This is a genomic window from Phenylobacterium sp., assembly GCF_035309685.1.
Taxonomy (GTDB): domain Bacteria; phylum Pseudomonadota; class Alphaproteobacteria; order Caulobacterales; family Caulobacteraceae; genus Phenylobacterium.
This window is the reverse complement of sequence record NZ_DATGEX010000061.1, coordinates 1-18,989: the sequence shown is the minus strand read 5'-3', so window position 1 is coordinate 18,989 and position 18,989 is coordinate 1. Positions and strand designations below refer to the sequence as shown.

16 protein-coding genes are annotated in these 18,989 nt (G+C 69.4%); 5 read left to right on the top strand and 11 right to left on the bottom strand.

What is annotated here, in order from left to right:
- Positions 1–34 precede the first annotated feature (34 nt).
- The 5 genes from VKQ35_RS18525 to mutS form a co-directional block, all read right to left on the bottom strand.
- Positions 35–2,260: a TonB-dependent receptor domain-containing protein gene (locus VKQ35_RS18525; RefSeq protein WP_324364199.1), complete on the bottom strand. Its 2,226-nt coding sequence runs from the start codon at positions 2,258–2,260 to the stop codon at positions 35–37.
- A 272-nt stretch (positions 2,261–2,532) separates the two neighbouring features.
- Positions 2,533–5,340 (bottom strand): [protein-PII] uridylyltransferase, encoded by a 2,808-nt coding sequence (locus VKQ35_RS18520; RefSeq protein WP_324364198.1) that lies wholly within the window; start codon positions 5,338–5,340, stop codon positions 2,533–2,535.
- Between the two features lie 27 nt (positions 5,341–5,367).
- The gene (locus VKQ35_RS18515) at positions 5,368–5,988 is read right to left on the bottom strand and encodes an HAD-IA family hydrolase (protein WP_324364197.1); all 621 of its coding nucleotides are present in this window, start codon (positions 5,986–5,988) and stop codon (positions 5,368–5,370) included.
- Between the two features lie 359 nt (positions 5,989–6,347).
- Positions 6,348–6,734 (bottom strand): glyoxalase, encoded by a 387-nt coding sequence (locus VKQ35_RS18510; RefSeq protein WP_324364196.1) that lies wholly within the window; start codon positions 6,732–6,734, stop codon positions 6,348–6,350.
- 2 nt (positions 6,735–6,736) lie between these two features.
- Positions 6,737–9,439, bottom strand: a complete 2,703-nt coding sequence (gene mutS, locus VKQ35_RS18505) for a DNA mismatch repair protein MutS (protein ID WP_324364195.1) — start codon at positions 9,437–9,439, stop codon at positions 6,737–6,739.
- Positions 9,440–9,570: 131 nt separating this feature from the next.
- On the opposite strand from mutS, the gene VKQ35_RS18500 reads away from it, so the two are divergent.
- Positions 9,571–10,086 carry a GNAT family N-acetyltransferase gene (locus tag VKQ35_RS18500; protein WP_324364222.1) on the top strand — a complete coding sequence of 172 codons (516 nt, stop codon included), beginning with the start codon at positions 9,571–9,573 and terminating at the stop codon, positions 10,084–10,086.
- Positions 10,083–11,009 carry an alpha/beta hydrolase gene (locus tag VKQ35_RS18495; protein WP_324364194.1) on the top strand — a complete coding sequence of 309 codons (927 nt, stop codon included), beginning with the start codon at positions 10,083–10,085 and terminating at the stop codon, positions 11,007–11,009. The genes VKQ35_RS18500 and VKQ35_RS18495 overlap by 4 nt, the downstream gene beginning before the upstream one ends.
- A gap of 114 nt (positions 11,010–11,123) precedes the next feature.
- On the opposite strand, the gene VKQ35_RS18490 is transcribed toward VKQ35_RS18495, so the two are convergent.
- Positions 11,124–12,071 (bottom strand): ABC transporter ATP-binding protein, encoded by a 948-nt coding sequence (locus VKQ35_RS18490; RefSeq protein WP_324364193.1) that lies wholly within the window; start codon positions 12,069–12,071, stop codon positions 11,124–11,126.
- A 95-nt stretch (positions 12,072–12,166) separates the two neighbouring features.
- On the opposite strand from VKQ35_RS18490, the gene VKQ35_RS18485 reads away from it, so the two are divergent.
- Entirely contained in the window at positions 12,167–12,478 is a 312-nt protein-coding gene (locus VKQ35_RS18485; RefSeq protein WP_324364192.1) for a zinc-finger domain-containing protein, read from the top strand.
- Positions 12,479–13,259: 781 nt separating this feature from the next.
- On the opposite strand, the gene dnaN is transcribed toward VKQ35_RS18485, so the two are convergent.
- The 3 genes from dnaN to hrcA form a co-directional block, all read right to left on the bottom strand.
- Positions 13,260–14,378 carry a DNA polymerase III subunit beta gene (gene dnaN, locus VKQ35_RS18480; protein ID WP_324364191.1) on the bottom strand — a complete coding sequence of 373 codons (1,119 nt, stop codon included), beginning with the start codon at positions 14,376–14,378 and terminating at the stop codon, positions 13,260–13,262.
- A gap of 123 nt (positions 14,379–14,501) precedes the next feature.
- Positions 14,502–15,134 (bottom strand): nucleotide exchange factor GrpE, encoded by a 633-nt coding sequence (gene grpE / locus VKQ35_RS18475; protein WP_324364190.1) that lies wholly within the window; start codon positions 15,132–15,134, stop codon positions 14,502–14,504.
- A gap of 12 nt (positions 15,135–15,146) precedes the next feature.
- Positions 15,147–16,214 (bottom strand): heat-inducible transcriptional repressor HrcA, encoded by a 1,068-nt coding sequence (gene hrcA, locus VKQ35_RS18470; RefSeq protein WP_324364189.1) that lies wholly within the window; start codon positions 16,212–16,214, stop codon positions 15,147–15,149.
- 119 nt (positions 16,215–16,333) lie between these two features.
- Here hrcA and rph point away from each other — a divergent pair, with 119 nt between their 5' ends.
- Entirely contained in the window at positions 16,334–17,050 is a 717-nt protein-coding gene (rph, locus tag VKQ35_RS18465; protein WP_324364188.1) for a ribonuclease PH, read from the top strand.
- Positions 17,051–17,357: 307 nt separating this feature from the next.
- On the opposite strand, the gene VKQ35_RS18460 is transcribed toward rph, so the two are convergent.
- On the bottom strand, positions 17,358–17,600 hold the full coding sequence (locus tag VKQ35_RS18460) for a helix-turn-helix transcriptional regulator (protein ID WP_324364187.1): 243 nt from the start codon (positions 17,598–17,600) through the stop codon (positions 17,358–17,360).
- A 14-nt stretch (positions 17,601–17,614) separates the two neighbouring features.
- The gene (locus tag VKQ35_RS18455) at positions 17,615–18,139 is read right to left on the bottom strand and encodes a DUF2975 domain-containing protein (protein WP_324364186.1); all 525 of its coding nucleotides are present in this window, start codon (positions 18,137–18,139) and stop codon (positions 17,615–17,617) included.
- Between the two features lie 394 nt (positions 18,140–18,533).
- Here VKQ35_RS18455 and VKQ35_RS18450 point away from each other — a divergent pair.
- Positions 18,534–18,989 (top strand): non-canonical purine NTP pyrophosphatase (locus tag VKQ35_RS18450; RefSeq protein ID WP_324364185.1); only part of this gene is annotated, 456 nt, incomplete at its 3' end.

Below are 18,989 nucleotides of genomic sequence, written 5' to 3'. Positions count from 1 at the left end.
GCGGCTATGCGGCGGTGAAGCTTGTTCAACGCCGCTATTCGCCGCCGCCGAAGTCGAAGCCCGGCTCTTTCGGCTTCTTGGGTCCTGCGCCGAAGTTCCGGGTGACGCCGAAGAAGATGCCGCGGATGTGGACGTGGCCGTCGCTGTGGTCGCGCAGGATCGGCGTCGAGCTGGTCTGGCGGAATCGCACGCCCTCGAAGGGGTCTTGGATGGTGACGACGCCGAACAGCTCGTCGCTGAACTTGTGGCGATAGCCGAGGTAGGTGACCGCGAAGGGCTCGACGAAGCCCTGCGGCGTCAGCCGCTTGGCGTTGAGATTGGTGTTGGCCTGGAAGGTGTCGTTCGCCGTCGGCTGCCAGGTCAGGCTGGCGCGCCCACCGACCTCGAAGGCCGATCGCCGCCCGGCGAAGTCCAGCAGCTGCTGCAGGCCGTCGCTCTGCGCGTCGATCTCGTTCCAATAGAGGTTGGTCGAGAGGCTGTAGCTCAGGGTCTTGGTCAGATGGCCGTTGGCCACCAGCTCCAGCCCCGCCGCCTGGCTGCTGCTGAGGTTCGCCTGGGTGGTCAGCAGCGCCCCGCCAGGCTCGGCGGTCACCACGCTCGTCACCCCGTGCTCGTTGCGCCGGTAGTAGAGGGTCGCCAGGTAGAAGGTCCCCGCCGCGCGGTACTGATAGCCGGCCTCGAAGCTGTCGGTGGTCTGCGGCTGCAGGTTGGGGTTGCCGGCCTGCAAGGTCAGCGGGCCGTAGGAGACCGGGAACGGGTTGAGGTCCTCCGGCTGCGGCCGCTGCACGCGCCGCGAATAGCTCAGGCTGAGCTGCTGGGCGTCGGGGAGCTTGTAGGCGAGGTGCAGGGACGGATAGGCGCGGAAGTAGCTGGTGTCATGCGCCTCGCCGGTGGTGACCTGGTTCAGGGCCAGGTCGACGTTCTCGAGCCGAAGCCCGCCCAGCACCGTCCAGTCGCCGGCCGGCTGTTCATAGGTCAGGTAGGCCGCGGCGACGGTCTGTTTGTAGAGGAAGAGGTTGCTCTGGGTCGCGTCGGGCCGGGCGGTCGCGGCCGAGGCGCCGATCAGGCCCTCGTTGTCGTAGCGGTTGTCGTCGAGCCGCAGGTCGTAGCCGGCCTTCAGCTTGCCGTCGGCCGGCATGGGCCGGACATAGTCGGCCTTCAGCTCGCTCTGGTTCTGGGCGTTGCGGGTGGCAAGGCTGGTGAAGACCTCGGACGCCGTTGGCGCGGTGGCGATCCGGTCGAAGGACTCGGTGCGCACGTCGTCGATGTGCTCGCGCGACAGGTTGACCGTGAGCGTGTGGTCGTCGCCGCCGAAGCTTCTGCGAAAGTTCGCCTGCACCGCGCCGTCGCCCAGGCCGAAGATAATATGCCCGGGCTCGTTGAAGGCCTGGATGACGGCGCCCGTGGGGTCCTGCGCCTGGAAGATCGCCTCGGGACCCTGGTCGATGTCGATGTGGCTGAAGCGGATGTCGCCGCCGATGCGGGTATGGGCGTCCAGATCGTAGTCGGCGCTGGCGTGCGCCCCCCAGCGGTCCAGATGGCCCGAGCCCAGATTGCGGGTCTGGCTGGTGCTCAGCACGTGGCCCTGGCCGTCGAGGATCTCCCGGGTGTCCAGACCCCCGGCGCTCTGCGGGTCGTAGCGGCCGTTGATATCGCCGGACAGCGCCAGCTTCTCGGAATTGTAGGCAGCTGTGATCCCGGCCTGGCGGCGGCCATGGTTGCCAAGGCTCGCCCGCATCGAGCCCGTCGCGCCGGCCTTGCGGGTCTTCTTGCTGATCAGGTTGATGATCCCGGCGGTCCCTTCCGGCGAGAACTCGGCCGAGGGGTTGGTGATCACCTCCACCCGCTCGATGCTGTCGGCCGGCAGGGCCTGCAGGGCCTGGCCGGCGCTGGCGCCCTTGAACTGGCCCGAGGGCTTGCCGTCCAAGAGGATGGTGACGTTGCTGTCGCCGCGCAGGCTGACATTGCCCTGTGGGTCGACCTCCACCGAGGGGATGTTGCGCAGCGCGTCGCTGATCGAGCCGGTGGTGGTCTGCAGATCGCTGGCGATGCCGTAACTCTTGCGGTCGATCTCGCTGCGGAAGCCGTTTTGCGAGGCGCCGGTGACGGTGACGCTTTCGACCGTGCGCCCGGTTGCGGGCTTCGCCGGCGCCTCGGCGGGTTTCGCCGGCGCCGGATCCTGCGGCGCCTCCTGCGCCTGCGCCGCGAAGGCCGATACGGCCAGCGCCGCCGCCAGAATGCCGCTTGCTCGCTTTGCCATGAAATCCCCTCTGCCGCTTCGAGGGGATGAAACTACATTTGTAATTCAAATGAAACTACAAATGTACATTTATCGGTTCGGCGTGAAGAGCCCGTGTAGCGGGCAGTCCTTTTTCAAACCGCGGAGAGCGCAAAGATCGCAGAGGCGAGCATGATCGCGATGGCCTCGCGATTGGCGCGGCCTCTTTGCGATCTTGGCGTTCTCTGCGGTTGAATCGACAGAGCCTCCGCTGCCGCGGAGCCTCAAGGCGCGAACCCGTTCGTGGCGCCGCGCTAGCGCGCCACGCTGGCCCGCGCCCGCTGCAGGTTGCTGCGCCGGCCTTCTTCCTGGTCGGCGTTGAGCACGGCGAGCAGCGCGGTCTTCAGCGCATTGCCCTTGCGCGCGTCCGCCAGCTTCTCGCCCTTGGGCCCGGTCACGTAGAAGGCGTCGACGGCGCGCTCGCCGTAGCCGTCGATGTGGGCCGACAGCACTTGCAGGCCCGCGTCGGCGATGGTCCGCGCCAGCGCCGCCAGCAGGCCCGGCCGGTCGCGCCCGGACGCCTCGACCACGGTCGAAGTCTCCGAGGCGTCGTTGTCCAGCATCACCGCCGGCTCGATGGAGAAGGCGGCGGCGCGGCCAAGGTCGGTGGCCCGGCGGGGTTCGGTCGGCACCGCTTCGCCGCGCGCCGCGGCTTCCAGGCTTTCCACCAGCCGAGTCAGCGAGCGCGGATTGTCGGCGCCGTAAGGCTGTCCCGCGGCGTCCTGCAGATAGAAGATGTCCAGGGCCTGGCCGAAGCTGGAGGTGAACACCCGCGCGCCGACCACATTGGCGCCGGCCCCGGTGATCGCGCCCGCGAGGTCGACGAACAGCCTGCGCCGGTCGGTGGCGGCCACCACCACCTCGGCCGCATCGCGGTCGGCGCGCACCCGGCCCTCGGCCGCCGCCCCGTTCCCGGCGCGCCGGGAAAGAGCCGCGTGCGCCAGCACCTCGGCTTCCGAGAAGGCTGAGAAATAGGCGTCCTCCATGGCGTCGGCCCAGGCCTCCGACTGCGGGTCGGCCTTGGCCACCCGGACGCGGGCGTCATAGGCGGCGTTCTCGTGATAGCGCTTCAGCGCCGCGGCCGAATCCGAACCGCGGCCGCCGCGGAAGATCGCCTCGGTCGAGGCGTAGAGCTCGCGCAGCAACTGGCCCTTCCAGCCGTTCCAGACGCCGGGCCCGACGGCGCGGATATCGGCCACGGTCAGCACCAGCAGCAGGCGCAGGCGCTCGGGCGTGGCGATGATCTGGGCGAAGTCGGTGACCGTGCGTGGGTCGGAGATGTCGCGCTTCTGGGCGGTGTCGCTCATCACCAGGTGATGCTCCACCAGCCAGGCGACCAGCTCGATCTTGGCGCGGTCCAGGCCCAGCCGCTCGCAGGCCGAACGCGCCGCCCGCGCGCCCGCCTTCTCCTGGCCGCCGACCCCGCCCTTGCCGGTGTCGTGCAGCAGCATGGCCAGGAACAGCGCCTCGCGGTCGACGATCAGCGGCATGACCGCGGTCGACAGCGGATGGTCCTCGGCGAAGCGGCCGGCGGCGATGTCGGCGATGACGCCGACGGCCCGCAGGGTGTGCTCGTCCACCGTATAGGAGTGGTACATGTTGAACTGCATCTGGGCGACGATGCGCCCGAACTCCGGCAGGTAGCGGCCAAGCACGCCGGCCTCGGTCATCAGGGTCAGCGTCCGCTGCGGGTCGCGCCCGTGGGCGAGGATCGACAGGAAGACCTTGGCCGCATGCCGGTCGCGGCGGACCCCGGAGGTGATCAAGAGCAGCGAGCGCGTGGCGGCGGTGAAGGCGTCGGGGTGCAGGTCGAGATTGCGCTCGTCGGCGATCTTGAACATCCGCAGGAGATTCACCGGGTCGCGTTCGAAGATGTCGGCGTTGTCGATCGTCAGGCGCCCGGAGATCTCGTAGAAGCCCGGTTCGTCCAGCGGCTTGCGCTTTAGCCGGCGCGCCGGCAGAAGGCGCGACAGGCCCTTGGCCGGCGCCTTCACCCGCTCGGCCTCCAGCTTGGCGGCGAAGACGCGGGTCAGCGCGCCAACCTCCTTGGCGATCAGGAAGTAGCGGCGCATGAACCGCTCGACCGCCGGCGCGTCGCCCCGGTCGCCGTAGCCCATCCGCCTGGCCAGTTCCGGCTGCAGGTCGAAGGTCAGCCGCTCCTCGGGCCGGCCGGTGGCGAAGTGCAGGTGGGCGCGCACGGCCCAGAGGAAATCGAAGGCCTGGATGAACGCCCGCACCTCGCGCCGCTCGAACATCTCCAGCTGCATCACCTTCTCGATGGACTGGCCGGGATGCAGGTACTGGGCGATCCAGAACAGGGTGTTGAGGTCGCGAAGCCCGCCCTTCCCCTCCTTGATGTTGGGCTCGACCATGTAGCGGCTGGCGCCGGCGCGGGCGTGGCGCTCGTCGCGCTCCTTCAGTTTGGCGGCCACGAACTCGGCGCCGGTGCCCTTGACCACCTCGTTCTGGAAGCGGCGCACCAGCTCGCCCGCCAGCTTCTCGTCGCCGGCCAGCCGGCGGGCCTCGAGGATCGTGGTGCGGATGGTGAAGTCTTCGCGCGACAGCTTCACGCACTCTTCGACCGTCCTGGAAGCATGGCCGACTTTGAAGCCCAGGTCCCAGAGCGCGTAGAGCATATATTCGATCACGCTCTCGGCGTGGGCGGTCTGCTTGTAGGGCCGCACGAACAACAGATCGATGTCGCTGTAGGGCGCGAGCGTGCCCCGCCCATAGCCGCCCACCGCCATCAGCGCCAGCCGCTCGCCCTCGGTGGGATTGCGCGCCCGGAAGATGTGGACGGTGGTGAAGTCCCAGAGCGCGGTGATCACCTCGTCGGTGACGCCCGAGAGCAGCCGCGCGGTCTCGATGCCGCCGGCGCCGTTCTCCAGCCGCTCCTTGGCGATCATGCGGCCGCGGAACAGGGCGGCCTTTAGGATATCCAGCGCCGCCTTGCGCTGCGCCACGTCGCCCGACGCCTCCAGCGCCGCCGCCGACAGCTGGGCGCGCAGCCGCACGCCGTCGACGACATATTCCAGGCGGGTGGGTTTCAGGCGGGGCGGCATGTCGGACCGGATATAGGGGGTTTTGGCCTAGGCCGCGCCTGCCAAGTCGGCCAACACCTCCGACAGCCGCTGGGCGCCGGTCCAATGGGCGCCGCGCCAGCCGGCGGCGCGCGCCGCCGCCGCGTTCTCCGCTGTGTCGTCGATCAGCAGCAGCTCGCGGCCGGAAAACCCCGTGCGCGCCTCGACCGCGGCGTAAAACTCAGGATCGGACTTCTTGGCGCCGAGGTCGGCTGAGTAGTGCAGGGCGTCGAACTGGCCGCGCAGGCCCAGCCGGTCCCAGATGTAGGCGGCGCGCTCGTGCTCCTGCACCGTCGCCAGGTGCGCCTGGACGCCCCGCGCCCGCTCCAGGGCCAGGTCGTCTAGCAGCTGGTAGTCCAAGACCGAGTCCTTGGCGAACCAGTAGGCGGCCAGCTCGTAGGAACTGACGCCGGGCGCGATGCGCGCCAGCACCGGCCCCAGCCGCTCGTGCAGGCCGGCGTTCCCCAGCACCACCTCCGGCCAATGGACCGCGAAGAACTGCTCGGCGAGGTCGGCCTTGGAGACCCCGAGGTCCGCCTCCAGGTCGGCGGCCCAGCCCCCGAGGCGAGGGGTGATCACGACGCCATCGACGTCGACCATCAGGGCCTTGAGGCCAGCCAGCGTCGTCAAGAAATGCATCCTTCAGGATGCTTTCCGCCCATTGATCTCATGGTCAGATGCGAGCCTTGGGTCCTCGGCTTGTCAAGGACCGGCCCCTGGCCGGCCGCCATGCGGCGCGCCTCCGGCGCGTCCTTGAGAAGCCGAGGGCCCAAGGCAGGATGGCCGCCATGAGTTCTATGGCGCAGTCCGGCCGCCATCCTCTAGATCCTCCCCCAGCGCGAAGCGCGGTTGAGGGGGAGGTGGATCGCGGCGCAGCCGCGAGACGGAGGGGGTTTCACCCGCCGAGTCCGGGACAGCCGACATCCCGAGCGCCGGAGATGCAACCCCCTCAGTCCGTCTTCGCGGACAGCTCCCCCTAAGGGGAGCATCTAGGATTTCGCCGCCATCAGCCGCGAAGGCCACCCGATCCGCACCAACAGCCCGTCCGGCCCGGCGACCCCGAACTCATAGAGTCCCCACTCGCGGTGGCGCAGGACGCCGCCGGGGCGGATGATCAGGTCGTCGACCAACGCCGCGATGGCGTCCACATCCGGCGTGCGGATGAACACGCCGAAGGGGTTGTGCGCCGCCGGCACGGCCCAGGGCCCCTCGCCCGCCTGGGTCAGGTGCACCTCGCAGTCCCAGCCCTGCATGATGATGTACTGGGCGTCGCCCCCGACCCGCTCGAACCCCAGCCGCTCCCAGAACGGAATCGAGCCCGGCAGATCGTTGCTCGGCACGATGGCGAAGGCGCCGACGGTCGCGGGTATGGGCATGTTTAGCTCAACAGCCCCTTCAGCCGATAGAGCGCCTCCATCGCCTCGCGCGGGCTCATGCCGTCGGGGTCCATAACGCGGAGCGCTTCTTCCACCGGGCTGGGCCCATAGGACGGCGCCGCCTCCGCCACGGCGGCGAAGAGCGGCAGCGCGTCGAGGTTGACGGGACCGGCGGCTTCGCGCTCCAGCCGCTCCAGCACGTCGCGGGCGCGGGAGACCACCGGCGCCGGCACGCCCGCGAGCTTGGCCACCTGGACGCCGTAGCTGCGGTCGGCGGGCCCGGGTCCGGCCTCGTGCAGGAAGATCAGGTCGCCGTTCCACTCCTTGGCCTTCAGCGACAGGTTGGCGACATAGGCCAGGCGCTGCTCCAGCACCGCCAGTTCATGATAGTGGGTCGCGAACAGCGCCCGGCAGCGGTTGGTCTCGTGCAGGGCTTCCGCGCAGGCCCAGGCGATGGCCAGGCCATCGTAGGTCGCGGTGCCCCGGCCGATCTCGTCCAGGATCACGAAGGAGCGCGGCGTCGCCTGGGTGAGGATCGCGGCGGTCTCCACCATCTCGGCCATGAAGGTCGAGCGCCCGCGCGCCAGGTCGTCGCCGGCGCCCACCCGGCTGAACAGCCGGTCGACGACGCCCAGCCGCAGCCGCTTGGCCGGCACGAAGCAGCCGGCCTGGGCGAGGACGGCCAAGAGCGCGTTCTGCCGCAGGAAGGTCGACTTGCCGGCCATGTTCGGCCCGGTGACGATCGCCAGGCGAGGCCCGCCGGCGCCCGCCCCATCCAGCCGGCAGTCGTTGGGGGTGAAGGCCTCCCCCGCGCGGCGCACGGCGTTCTCCACCACCGGGTGGCGGGCCGCCTGCGCTTCGAAGGCGGTGGAGCGGTCGACGATGGGGCGGCTTGCGCCGATGTCCTGCGCCCACTCGGCGATGGCGGCGGCGACGTCGAGCCGCGCGGCGGCGTTCGCGGCGGCCTGCAGGTCGGCGGCGACGGCCGTGGCCGCGTCGCGCCAGGCCTCGAAAGTGTCGAGTTCGATGGCCAGCGCCCGCTCGGCGGCTTGCGCGATCTTCGCATCCAGCTCCGCCAGCTCGACGGTGGTGAACCGCACCTGATTGGCCAGTGTCTGGCGGTGGATGAAGGTGGCGTTGAGCGGGGCCGCGAACAGCGGCTCGGCGGCCTTGGCGGTGGTCTCCACGAAATAGCCGAGGACCGCGTTGTGGCGGATCTTCAGCCCAACCCCGCTGTCCGCCACCAGTTGGGCCTCAAGCTGCAGGATCACGCGCCGGCTGTCGTCGCGCAGGGCCCGCGCCTGATCGAGCTCCGGCCGCACGCCCGCCCCCACGAAGCCGCCATCCCGCGCCAGCGCCGGCAGGTCGGAGCCCAAGCCCTCGTCCAGCAAAGCCTTGAATTGCGCCAGCTCCGGATGCAGCCCAAGGTTGAGCGCCTCCTGCGCCTCGCCGATCTCCACAGGCGTTTCAACCAGGGTTTCCATGGTCGAAACGCAGAGCCCCGCGACCGCCTCGCCGACCGCCAGACCGTCGCGCAGGCAGCCCAGGTCGCGCGGCCCGCCCCGGCCCAGCGCCAGGCGGCTGAGCGCGCGCGCCATGTCGCCCAGGCCCTTCAAGGCCTCCCGCAGTTTCTGACGCTGCGGCCGGTGCTCGCAAAACCAGGCGACCGCATCCAGCCTGGCGTCGATGGCGGCGGGGTCGAGCAGCGGCCGCGCCAGCCGCGCCGCGAGCAGGCGCGCGCCGGGCGCGGTCACCGTGCGGTCGATGGCGGCGAGCAACGAACCCTCGCGCGATCCGGAGGTGGCCTTCTCGATCTCCAGGCTGGTCCGCGTCGCCGGGTCGATGGCCATGACGTCGGCCTCGCCGGCCCGGCGCGGGGCGGAGAGCGCGGGCAGCTTGCCGGCCTGGGTGGTCTCCAGGTGAGCGGCGATCAGGCCCAGCGCCGAGACCTCCGCGCCGCTCAGCGCCCCGAATCCGTCGAGGGTGTCCACGCCATAGAGCCGCTTCAGCCGCGCCTCCGACGCCGCCGGCTCCGCCAGCGCCTGCGGCAGCGGCTGGACGAAGCCGCCGGCCTGTTTGAGCGCCGCATTGATCGCCTCGTCGACGAACAATCGGTCGGGGACCAGGATCTCGGACGGGCCGAGCGCGGCGAGCGCCGAGGACAGCCCCGCGACGCTGGTCGCCAGACATTCCACCTCACCGGTGGACAGCTCGACGCTGGCCACCGCCGCCTGGCCGCCGCGCACGGCGATGGCGGCCAGGCGGTTTGCCCCCCTGGCGTCCAGCAGGCCTTCTTCGGTGAGCGTGCCCGGCGTCACCACGCGCACGACGTCGCGGTGCACCACCGACTTGGAGCCGCGCTTCCTGGCCTCGGCCGGGTTCTCCATCTGCTCGCAGACGGCGACCTTGAAGCCGGCGCGGATCAGCTTGGCGAGATAGGCCTCGGCGGCATGCACCGGCACGCCGCACATGGGGATCGGATGGCCGCCATGCTGCCCCCGCGCGGTGAGCGTGATGCCGAGCGCCGCGCTGGCCTTCTGCGCGTCCTCGAAGAACAGCTCGTAGAAGTCGCCCATGCGGAAGAACACCAGGGCGTCGGGCTGGCGGGTCTTGGCCTCGAAATACTGCGCCATCACCGGCGAGGCGCCGGCGGACGGGTCGGGCAGGGTGGACGGGGCCAATTCTTTTGCGACGGGGGCGTTCATGGAACGGGCGACGCTATCTGTGCAGGTGAGTCCCGTCAGCCCCTTGAACCGCGCGCGAACAAGCCCAAGCTGTGGATGGATGCCGCATCCCGTGGAGCGTCTGCGCCGTTGAGCTTCCGCCGTTGAGTTTTGTGGTCTTCCCCGCCGGCCCGTCGGACGCCGAGGAGCTCGCGCGCGTGCATGTGGCCTCCTGGCGCGAGACCTACCGGGGCCTGCTGGCCGACGCCTTCCTGGCCCGGATGAGCGAGCCCGGCTTCACCCGCCGCTTCCGCCGCCAGCTGACCGAACCCGGCCCCGGCGTCACCCTCGCCGCCGCCGACCGCTATGGGCTGGTCGGCTACGCCCAGGGCTCGGCCTCGCGGCGGGGTCTGGCGGGCGAGGCGGAGATCCAGACCCTCTATGTGCTGCGCGCGGCCCAGGGCCACGGCCTTGGCAAGCGGTTGATGGCCCAGACCGCCCGGGCGCTGGCCGCGGGCGGCGCGACCTCTCTGATGATCTCGGTGCTACGCGACAACATCCGTGCGCGGGGCTTCTACGAGCATCTGGGCGGCGAGGCCGAGGCGGCGAGGCAGGAACCGGGACCGGGCGGGCGGCTGCTCTATGAGGTCGCCTACCACTGGCGCGACATCACAGACCTGACCGCATGAGGCGCCTGACCCTGGCGCTTGCCGGCCTCGCGGCGGCCATCCCGCTTTACGCCCACGCCCAGCCGAAGCTGATGGGCTGGGCCGACCTGATGAGCCGGCCCCTGCCCAAGGCCACCGCCCGCATCGCCTACGGTCCCGACCCGCTGCAGGTCGCCGAGGTCTGGCGTCCGGACGGCAAGGGGCCGTTCCCGACAGTGCTGATGATCCACGGCGGCTGCTGGCTCTCGGGGCTGGCCAACCTGCACATCATGGACTACGCGGCCGAGGACCTGAGAAAGCGCGGCATCGCGGTCTGGAACGTCGAGTACCGCGGGGTCGACCGGACCGGCGGCGGCTATCCGGGGACCTTTCAGGACGTCAACGCCGCCGCCGACGCCCTGCTGGCGCACGCCTCGGAATATGGCCTTAGGACCAGCAGGATCGTGGTCCTGGGCCATTCGGCGGGCGGGCATCTGGCGCTCTGGCTGGCGGCGCGGGGCAAGCTCGCGGCGTCGAGTCCGCTCTATGACCCCAAGCGGCTCGACATCCTGTGGACCGTCAGCCTGGGCGGCTTGCCCGACCTCGCCACCGCCAAGGAGGGCTGCAGCGAAAAGACGGTCGCGCGGTTGTTGGCCGGCTCGGCCGCCGCCGACCCTCTGGCCGACACCTCGCCGGCCAGCCTCCTGCCGACGCCGGTCGCGCGAATGTTGATCCACGGCGGCCTCGACGAGACCTCGCCGCCGAGCCAGGGCAAGGCCTATGTCGCCAAGGCGCGCGCCGCCCACGACATCCGCGCCTGGTCGTATTCGGTCCCGGGCGAGGGCCATGTGGAGGAAATCTCGCCCGGCTCACGCACCTGGGCGGCGGTCACCCAGGGCCTCGACTCGGTGTTCCACAGCAAGGACGAGGCCTGGGTGCTGCAGCTGACGCCATCCCTCCCTTAAAGGGGGAGGGTGGCGAGCGCAGCGAGACGGGTGGGGAAGTGTGGGCCAGGGCGCGGAGTCAGCGCTTAAACGCGACTTCCCCACCCTGATCGCTTCGCGATCTGTCCCTCCCCACTAAGGGAGGGCAGGCGCGGCGTAGGTCAGGGACACGAATACGTCCTCCAGGTCCGGATCCTCGGTGGAGATGTCCTTGATGTGCAGGCCCGCGGTGCGGATGGCGGCCAGCACCTGCTCGACGCTCGACTGGCCGGTGCGGTAACTGACCGAGAAGCCGCCCGACGGCAGCAGAACGGTCTCGAAGCCCTTCAGGACCGGCGCTACGGTCTGCGGCTCCTCCGGCGTCACCAGGACCTTACGAGAATCCATGCGCGCGAGCAGCGTCGTGGTCGGTTCGCAAGCCACCACCTGGCCGCGGTTGATGATGGCGATCTGGTCGCAGAGCTCCTGGGCCTCTTCCAGGTAGTGGGTGGTCAGAACGATGGTGACGCCCTTGCGGTTCAGCTCCAGCACATAGGCCCAGAGCTGGCGGCGCAGCTCCACGTCGACACCGGCGGTGGGCTCGTCGAGGATCAGCACCGGCGGATTGTGCACCATGGCCTTGGCGACCATCAGGCGGCGCTTCATGCCGCCGGAGAGCTGGCGCACATAGGCCGATGCCTTGTCGGCGAGGCCAAGCGCGGTCAGCAGCTCCATCGAGCGGCGCTCGGATTTCGGCACGGCGTACATACCGGCCGCCACCTCCAGCGCCTCCATCGGCGTGAAGAACGGGTCGGCGGCGATCTCCTGGGGCACCACCCCGATGGCGGCGCGGGCGTCCCTCGGCCGCTCATCGATGTCGCGGCCCCAGATCGACACCGATCCGGAGGTCTTGCGGCAGAGGCCGGACAGGATGTTGATGAAGGTCGACTTGCCGGCCCCGTTCGGTCCCAGGAGGCCGAAGATCGAGCCGCGTGGGATCGCCAGGTCGATGCCCTTCAACGCCTGCATTTCCGGCGTCGTCTTGGTGGCGGCGTAGGTCTTGAAGAGACCCCTGGCCTCGATCGCGTAGTCGGGAAGGTCCATAAGCATCCAGTCGATTGACGGGTAAAGCCGCGCTCGCATACCTAGGCGCGCGGCGGCCTCTCCACAATCGGGCCGCCAACCGGGAATGACTCAAGATGGCTCGTAAAGCTCCGACCAAAGCCCCCGCGCGAGGCAAGACCAAGGTCTCGCCGCCGGCCGCCGCGGCGACACCGGGCCAGCCCCTGGCCATCCCGCCGCCGGAAATCATCACGGTGCGCTCCAAGCGCGTAGCCTGCGACGGGGTCGGCGGCGCGCTCGGCCACCCGCGGGTCTACCTGGAGATGGGCGAGGCCGACTTCGTGGAGTGCACCTACTGCGACCGCCGCTTCGTGCTGGCGTCGGGGACCGAGGGCCCGGAGAGCGAATACCTGGCGCCCGGCGTCTACGAAGGTAGCCACGGCCACTGAGCTGCTCGAGGCATCTCCATCCTGATCGTCATCCCCCGGCTTGTCCGGGGGACCCATGAACTCCGTGGATCGCGAGTGCGCGAGGCGCCGCCGCGCGCATTTCGGCTCGCGCGGAGATCATGGGTGGCCCGGACAAGCCGGGCCATAACGATCAAGGGGGAGTGAGCGAAGCCCCGCATCCATTTGGATGCTGGATAGCCCTGAAGCCCATGGTGAGATTCGAGCTGCGGCTCGGGGCTTCGTCAAGGACGAGGGCAAGGCCCTCGCCGCGTCGCGGCGGCCCTTTGGGCCGTCCTTGACCAAGTCCAGAGCCGCAGCAAACTGGCCGCCATGGACTTAAGGCGCGGTCCGTTCAGGACGAGTGACAAGCCGCCGAGCGCCCGCGATGCAGACCAGTTGCATATGCGCCGGCTTCGAACGCGTAAGCGGACAAATCTCAAAATCGCCGAACACCATGACAGCTGAGTCCGGACTGTAAGTCAGGCGCGAGTCGATCGACTTGGGCAATGTTGGCCCATCATCGTTGCCGTAGGTCCCATCGGCATTCATCACGGCCAAATATCGCGTCGAGCCGACTGGCCAGATGCGGACGGGATAGGCTCCGTTGTGATGGCTCGTCAGTCGACCATGCACCATGAGGCACCGGCCAACGACATGCGGGCTGGATCTGCAGTCGAGCCGCGAACCTGCCTGGACCGCTGGCGCTAGAATCAAAAACGATAGCCCGCACAGCGCTAGAGACGTCGCAAACACTCGGACGCCAGCTTTCATCATCCGCCCGCTACACCCGTAGCGGCATCAGGATGTACTGGACGTCCGCGTCCTGCGGATCCAGCACCAGCGCCGGATCGTTCGGGCCGCCAAACCGCAGCTCCGCCATCTCGCCACTGATCTGGTCGGTGATGTCGAGGAGGTAGCGGGCGTTGAACGAGAGCTCGAAGGGGTCGCCGTCGTAGTCGAGCTCCAGCTCTTCCACGGCCTGGCCGGCTTCCATGTTGCGAACGGTGAGCACGCACTTGCCGCCTTCCACCGCCATGCGCACCGAGCGGCTCTTCTCCGCCGAGATGGTGGCGACGCGGTCGACGGCCTGGGCGAACAGCTTGGAATCCACCAGGACGATGCGGGTGTTGTCCTTGGGGATCACCCGCGGATAATCCGGGAACGTCCCGTCGATCACCTTGGAGGTGAGCGCCGCGCCGCCGAAGTCGAAGCGGACCTTCTGGGGACTGATCTGCAGCTCGACCTGCTCGCCGGCGTCATCCAGCAGGCGGCGGGCCTCGGCGATGGTCTTGCGGGGCACGATGACGCCCGGCGCGCCGGCGGCGCCTTCCGGGGCGATCATTTCGGCGAGCGCCAGCCGGGAGCCGTCGGTGGCCACGGCGCGCAGCTTGGTCACGCCGTCCTCGACCACGGTGTGCACATAGAGGCCGTTCAGATAGTAGCGGGTTTCCTCGGCGGAGATCGCGAACTTGGTCTTGTCGATCAGCCGGATCAGGTCGCCGACGTCCACCGCCATGCGGCCCGAGAGGCCGTCGGAGGTCATCACCGGGAAGTCGCCGGCCGGCAGCACCGGCAGGTTGAAGCGGCTGCGCCCCGCCGAGACCGTCAGGCGCGGGTCCTCGCCGGTGAAGGAGAGCACCACGTCGGCGCCTTCCGGCAGCTTGCGGACGATCTCGTAGAGGGTATGGGCCGGCGCGGTGATCTGGCCGGGCTGGTCCACCTGGGCCAGGGCCTCGTCGATGATCTCCATGTCGAGGTCGGTGGCCGAGAAGGTCAGCCGGTCGCGCTCGGCCGAGAGCAGGACGTTGGACAGGATCGGGATGGTGTTGCGGCGCTCGACCGCGCTCTGCACATGCCCCAGCGCCTTCAGCAGCGCCGCCCGCTCGATCGTCAGCTTCATGTCTTTGTCCGAACCGCACCGCGCAGGCGCGATTCGCAGCCTGCGCCCCCCGACCTGGAAGGACTTGCGACATTAGCCGATTTAACGCCCCGCGAAAGGGGCGGTCAGGGCCTTATGCGCGCCCTAGGCCCGGCGATCCACAGAGCCGCCCGGATCGGTCTCGTCCTCGGCGGCGTAGGGGTTGGCGCCGGCGCCGTTCGGCTTGGCCATGGCCTCGGTCGTCCCGGACTGGGCGCTGTCCTTGGCCGCGACGGTGACCATGGCCGGGCGCACCAAGCGGCCGAGCAGTTCGTAGCCCGGCTGCATCACGTCGACCACGCCGCCGGCGGCGACATCGGAGCCCGGCACCTCGGCCATGGCCTGGTGCTGGTGCGGGTCGAATTTCTCGCCACGCAGGGGCGCCAGCCGCTTCAGCCCGTTGCGCTCGAAGGCGCCCAGCAGGGCCTTTTCGGTCATTTCGACGCCGAGCACGAAGTTCTTCACCGCCGCGTCGTCACCCGCCGCCGGCTCATGCGCCAGGGCGCGCGAGAGGTTGTCGGCCACTTCCAGGAGGTCGCGGGCGAACTTCTGGATGGCGTAGGCGCGCGCGTCGTTGGCCTCGCGCTCGGCGCGGCGCTTGGTGTTCTCCGCCTCGGCCGCATAGCGCAGCAGCTGTTCCTTCAGCGCCGCGGTCTCGGCCTGCAGCGCGATGATCTCGGCTTCGCTCGCCTGCGCGAGGAAGGCGTCGGCTTCATCAGGCTTATCGTCTTCGGGCATCCGTCTCTTCTTCTAAGCGTTCATCACCTGGCCCAGCACGCGGGCGGTATAGTCCACCAACGGGATGATCCGGGCATAGTTCAGCCGGGCCGGGCCGATCACGCCGATCGCGCCCAGCACCCGCTGCGAGCCCGTCATATAGGGCGCTGCGATCACAGCGGAACCCGAAAGCGAGAACAGCCGGGTTTCCGCCCCGATGAAAATGCGCACGCCCTGGCCCTCGCGGACCCCGTCCAGCAGGGAGATCAGCTGCTCCTTCTGCTCCAGATCCTCGAACAGCGAGCGCACGCGCTCGAGGTCTTCCTGAGCACCGGCCTCTTCCAAGAGATTGGCGCGGCCGCGGACGATCAGCGCCCGGTCCTCCGCCTCGCCGCCGCCCCAGGCGGCCAGGCCATCCTCCACCAGCCGGGCCGCCGTGGCGTCGAGTTCGGCGCGGGCGCGGTCGAGATCGGCGCGAAGGTCGGTCTTGGCTTCCACCAGGGTGCGGCCGCGCAGGCGGGCGTTGAGGAAATTCGAGGCCTCGGTAAGCGCCGAGGGCGTCACGCCGGCCGGCAGGCGGATCAGGCGGTTTTCCACGGTGCCGTCGGCGAAGACCATGATCGCCAGGGTGCGGTCGGCGCCCAGCGCCACGAACTCCACGTGTTTGACGCCCGCGTCGCGGATCGGCGTCACCACCACGCCCGCGCCGCCGGCCAGGCCCGAAAGGATGGCGCTGGCCTCGTTCAGCGCGTCCTCATAGTTGCGGCCGTGCGCGTGCAGCCGGGCCTCGATGGCCTGGCGCTCGGCCTGGCCCACGTCGCCCACCTCCAGCAGGCCGTCGACGAAGAGCCGCAAACCCGCATGTGTCGGCAGCCGGCCGGCGCTGACATGCGGCGCGCCCAGCAGGCCCAGCTGGGTCAGGTCCTGCATGGTGTTGCGGATCGAGGCCGGCGACAGCGGCAAGCCGCCCTTGGACAGCGTCCGCGAGCCCACCGGCTCACCGGTCTCCAGATAGCTCTCCACGATCCGCCGGAAGATATCCCGGGCGCGTTCGTCGAGTTCGGCCAGGGAAGGGCCGCTGGCGAAGAGGGGGCTGCTCACTTCGGTCTGAAAGGTTCTCGGGTGGCGTCCATGGACGGGACCTTGCCGATCTAGGATAAGCGCGGCGCAAGTGGGCGCAAGCCGCCCAGATTTCCAGTGCTTCTTCAGGAGTGATCGTCATGCGCCCATCCGAACGTCTCGCCGATGTGCTGCGCCCGGTGACCCTGGAGACCGGCGTCAATCGCTATGCCGAAGGCTCCTGCCTGGTGAGCTTCGGCCACACCAAGGTGCTGGTGACCGCCAGCCTGGAGGAGGGCGTGCCCGGCTTCCTGCGCGGCAAGGGCCAGGGCTGGGTCACCGCGGAATACGGCATGCTCCCCCGCGCCACCCACACCCGCGGCCGCCGCGAGGCCGCCCAGGGCAAGCAATCGGGCCGCACCCAGGAGATCCAGCGGCTGATCGGCCGCTCCATGCGGGCCATCGTAGACCTGCGCGCGCTGGGCGAACGCCAGATCTCCATCGACTGCGACGTGATCCAGGCCGACGGCGGCACGCGCACCGCCTCGGTCACCGGCGCCTGGGTCGCGCTGCGCCTGTGCACCCGCTACCTGATGGACGAGGGGCTGATCGCCGCCGACCCGATCCTCGACCAGGTGGCGGCCGTCAGTTGCGGGGTGTTCAACAACACCCCGGTGCTCGACCTCGACTACGAGGAGGACTCCAACGCCGAGGCCGACGCCAACTTCGTGCTCACCGGCTCAGGCGCGATCGTGGAGATCCAGGCCACCGGCGAGAAGCGCGGCTTCTCCGAGGGCGAGTTCGAGAGCCTCTACAGCCTGGCCAAGAAGGGCATCGGCGAACTGGTCGCCCTGCAGCGCGCGGCCACCGGCGGCTAAGGCGGGCGGCTAGACGCAAAACGGGCGGCCGATCACTCGGCCGCCCGCTCGCCGCCGCTCCTTAAGAGCAGCGCTTGTTCGTCTAAGCCCTAGAGCCCGGCCAGCAGGTGGCGGAAGGCCGCGGGCGGCATCCGGTCCAGCTCGCGCGCCAGCGGCGCGAAGAGGGCGTTCAGGGCGCGTTCGATCGAAGCGATCATCGGGGCACTCCTTTGTGCATCGCAATATTGTGCGCTGCATATAGGGACCACCCCTTGAGATTGCAAGGATTCCCAAGGCCAAGCCGATTTGCCGCACCGCAGTGCGGCAATCACGCGTCCTCGTCGTCGTCCGGCAGTTCGTCGGAGGGGCCGGGTTCGTAGAGCAGGATGTCGCCCGGTTGGCAGTCCAGTTCGCGGCAGAGGGCGGCGAGTGTCGAGAACCGCACCGCGCGGGCCTTGCCGGTCTTCAGAATCGAGAGGTTGGCGATGGTGACGCCGACCCGGTCGGCCAGTTCCGTCAGCGACATGCGGCGTTCGAGCAGCACGCGGTCGAGTTGGACGCGGATCGGCATTCTAAGGACGGCTCTCAGATCGTCAGTTCGGCTTCGCGGCGCAGACGGGCGCCCTCACGGAACACCTCGGCCAAGACGAACACGACCAGCACCGAGAACCAAGCCGTGAGATTGAAGTTGGGCTCGACCTTCTTCACCCAGGGGAGCAGCGGGCTCAGACCCCAGACGCAGTAGCGGCCGACCTCTAGGGCGGCGAGCATCAGGCCGATCAGCCGCAGACGCCGCACATTGGTGGGATGGAAGGGGTCGCCGGCGGTCAGCGTCACGAAAATCTGGCGCAGCGAATGGACGATCACCAGCACGCCGCCGATGGAGAGGCCAAACACCAGCAGCATGCCGGCGAACAGCGGCCCCCGGCTCGCCACCACCGCGGCGTTCGACGAGAGGACGTCTGGGAAAAGGTCGGGATTGAAGCTGAACAGCAGGGCGGCCAGCAGGGCCAGCGCCACGGCGCCAAGGGCGATCCACAGCGCGGCGAACACCACATCGAGGATGATCTTCAGGAAACTGGAGACCGATCCCGGTCCGAGCGCGCGCATCCGATGCCTCCGCCACATAGGACGTTGAACGCCAAAACCCGCTCCGGCTGCGCGCGCATCGGTGGCGGCAGCGGAAGCGGGTCGGACGAACCCCAAGGCGCCAAGCCTAGTGGGTCGCGGCGGAGACGGCGAGAGCCAGCATCGGCGTGGTGGCGAGCACCATGAAGACGCTGAGGAGAAGCCGGTCGTAGGTTTTCATCGTCATGATCGTAGTCCTTTGTGTTTTGCTGCGATGCAGCACAATTTGGAGCGGATTGACCGTTCCTATGGCCGCAACTTCTATTCCCGCATCGATTAGCGATCAAATTAATATCGAGTAACGATATTAAAGTTTTGCAATGCAACAGAGCGGGCCGGGTCTATGGTCCCACCGGCGTAAAGGAGCGGTGAATCGATGGCGCTGAAGCTGGAGCCCGGAACCCGCCTGGTGGTGGCCACCCACAACCCCGGCAAGGCCCGCGAACTGGGCGAGATCCTGGAGAACCGCTTCGCGCTGGTGAGCGCGGGCGAGCTGGGCCTGGCCGAACCGGACGAGACCGAGACGACCTTCGCCGGCAACGCCCTGCTGAAGGCCCGCGCGGCGGCCGAGGCCAGCGGCCTGATCGCCCTGGCCGACGATTCCGGGCTGTCGGTGCGGGCGCTGGACGGCGCGCCGGGAATCTATTCGGCGCGCTGGGCCGGCCCCGGCCGGGACTTCGCGACGGCCATGGCGAAGGTCGAAGAGCGGCTGGAGGCGGTGGAGAGCGACGACCGCTCCGCCTGGTTCACCTGCGCCCTGGCGGTCGCCTGGCCGGACGGGCCCGCCGTGGTGGTCGAGGGACGCATCGACGGGACCCTGGTCTTTCCGCCG

What these genes read in the sequence shown, in the direction of transcription:
- VKQ35_RS18525 (WP_324364199.1), bottom strand. Translation starts at nt 2,260, where the DNA reads ATGGCAAAGCGAGCAAGCGGCATTCTGGCGGCGGCGCTGGCCGTATCG.
- VKQ35_RS18520 (WP_324364198.1), bottom strand. Translation starts at nt 5,340, where the DNA reads ATGCCGCCCCGCCTGAAACCCACCCGCCTGGAATATGTCGTCGACGGC.
- VKQ35_RS18510 (WP_324364196.1), bottom strand. Translation starts at nt 6,734, where the DNA reads ATGCCCATACCCGCGACCGTCGGCGCCTTCGCCATCGTGCCGAGCAAC.
- mutS (WP_324364195.1), bottom strand. Translation starts at nt 9,439, where the DNA reads ATGAACGCCCCCGTCGCAAAAGAATTGGCCCCGTCCACCCTGCCCGAC.
- VKQ35_RS18495 (WP_324364194.1), top strand. Translation starts at nt 10,083, where the DNA reads ATGAGGCGCCTGACCCTGGCGCTTGCCGGCCTCGCGGCGGCCATCCCG.
- VKQ35_RS18490 (WP_324364193.1), bottom strand. Translation starts at nt 12,071, where the DNA reads ATGGACCTTCCCGACTACGCGATCGAGGCCAGGGGTCTCTTCAAGACC.
- VKQ35_RS18485 (WP_324364192.1), top strand. Translation starts at nt 12,167, where the DNA reads ATGGCTCGTAAAGCTCCGACCAAAGCCCCCGCGCGAGGCAAGACCAAG.
- dnaN (WP_324364191.1), bottom strand. Translation starts at nt 14,378, where the DNA reads ATGAAGCTGACGATCGAGCGGGCGGCGCTGCTGAAGGCGCTGGGGCAT.
- grpE (WP_324364190.1), bottom strand. Translation starts at nt 15,134, where the DNA reads ATGCCCGAAGACGATAAGCCTGATGAAGCCGACGCCTTCCTCGCGCAG.
- rph (WP_324364188.1), top strand. Translation starts at nt 16,334, where the DNA reads ATGCGCCCATCCGAACGTCTCGCCGATGTGCTGCGCCCGGTGACCCTG.
- VKQ35_RS18460 (WP_324364187.1), bottom strand. Translation starts at nt 17,600, where the DNA reads ATGCCGATCCGCGTCCAACTCGACCGCGTGCTGCTCGAACGCCGCATG.
- VKQ35_RS18455 (WP_324364186.1), bottom strand. Translation starts at nt 18,139, where the DNA reads ATGCGCGCGCTCGGACCGGGATCGGTCTCCAGTTTCCTGAAGATCATC.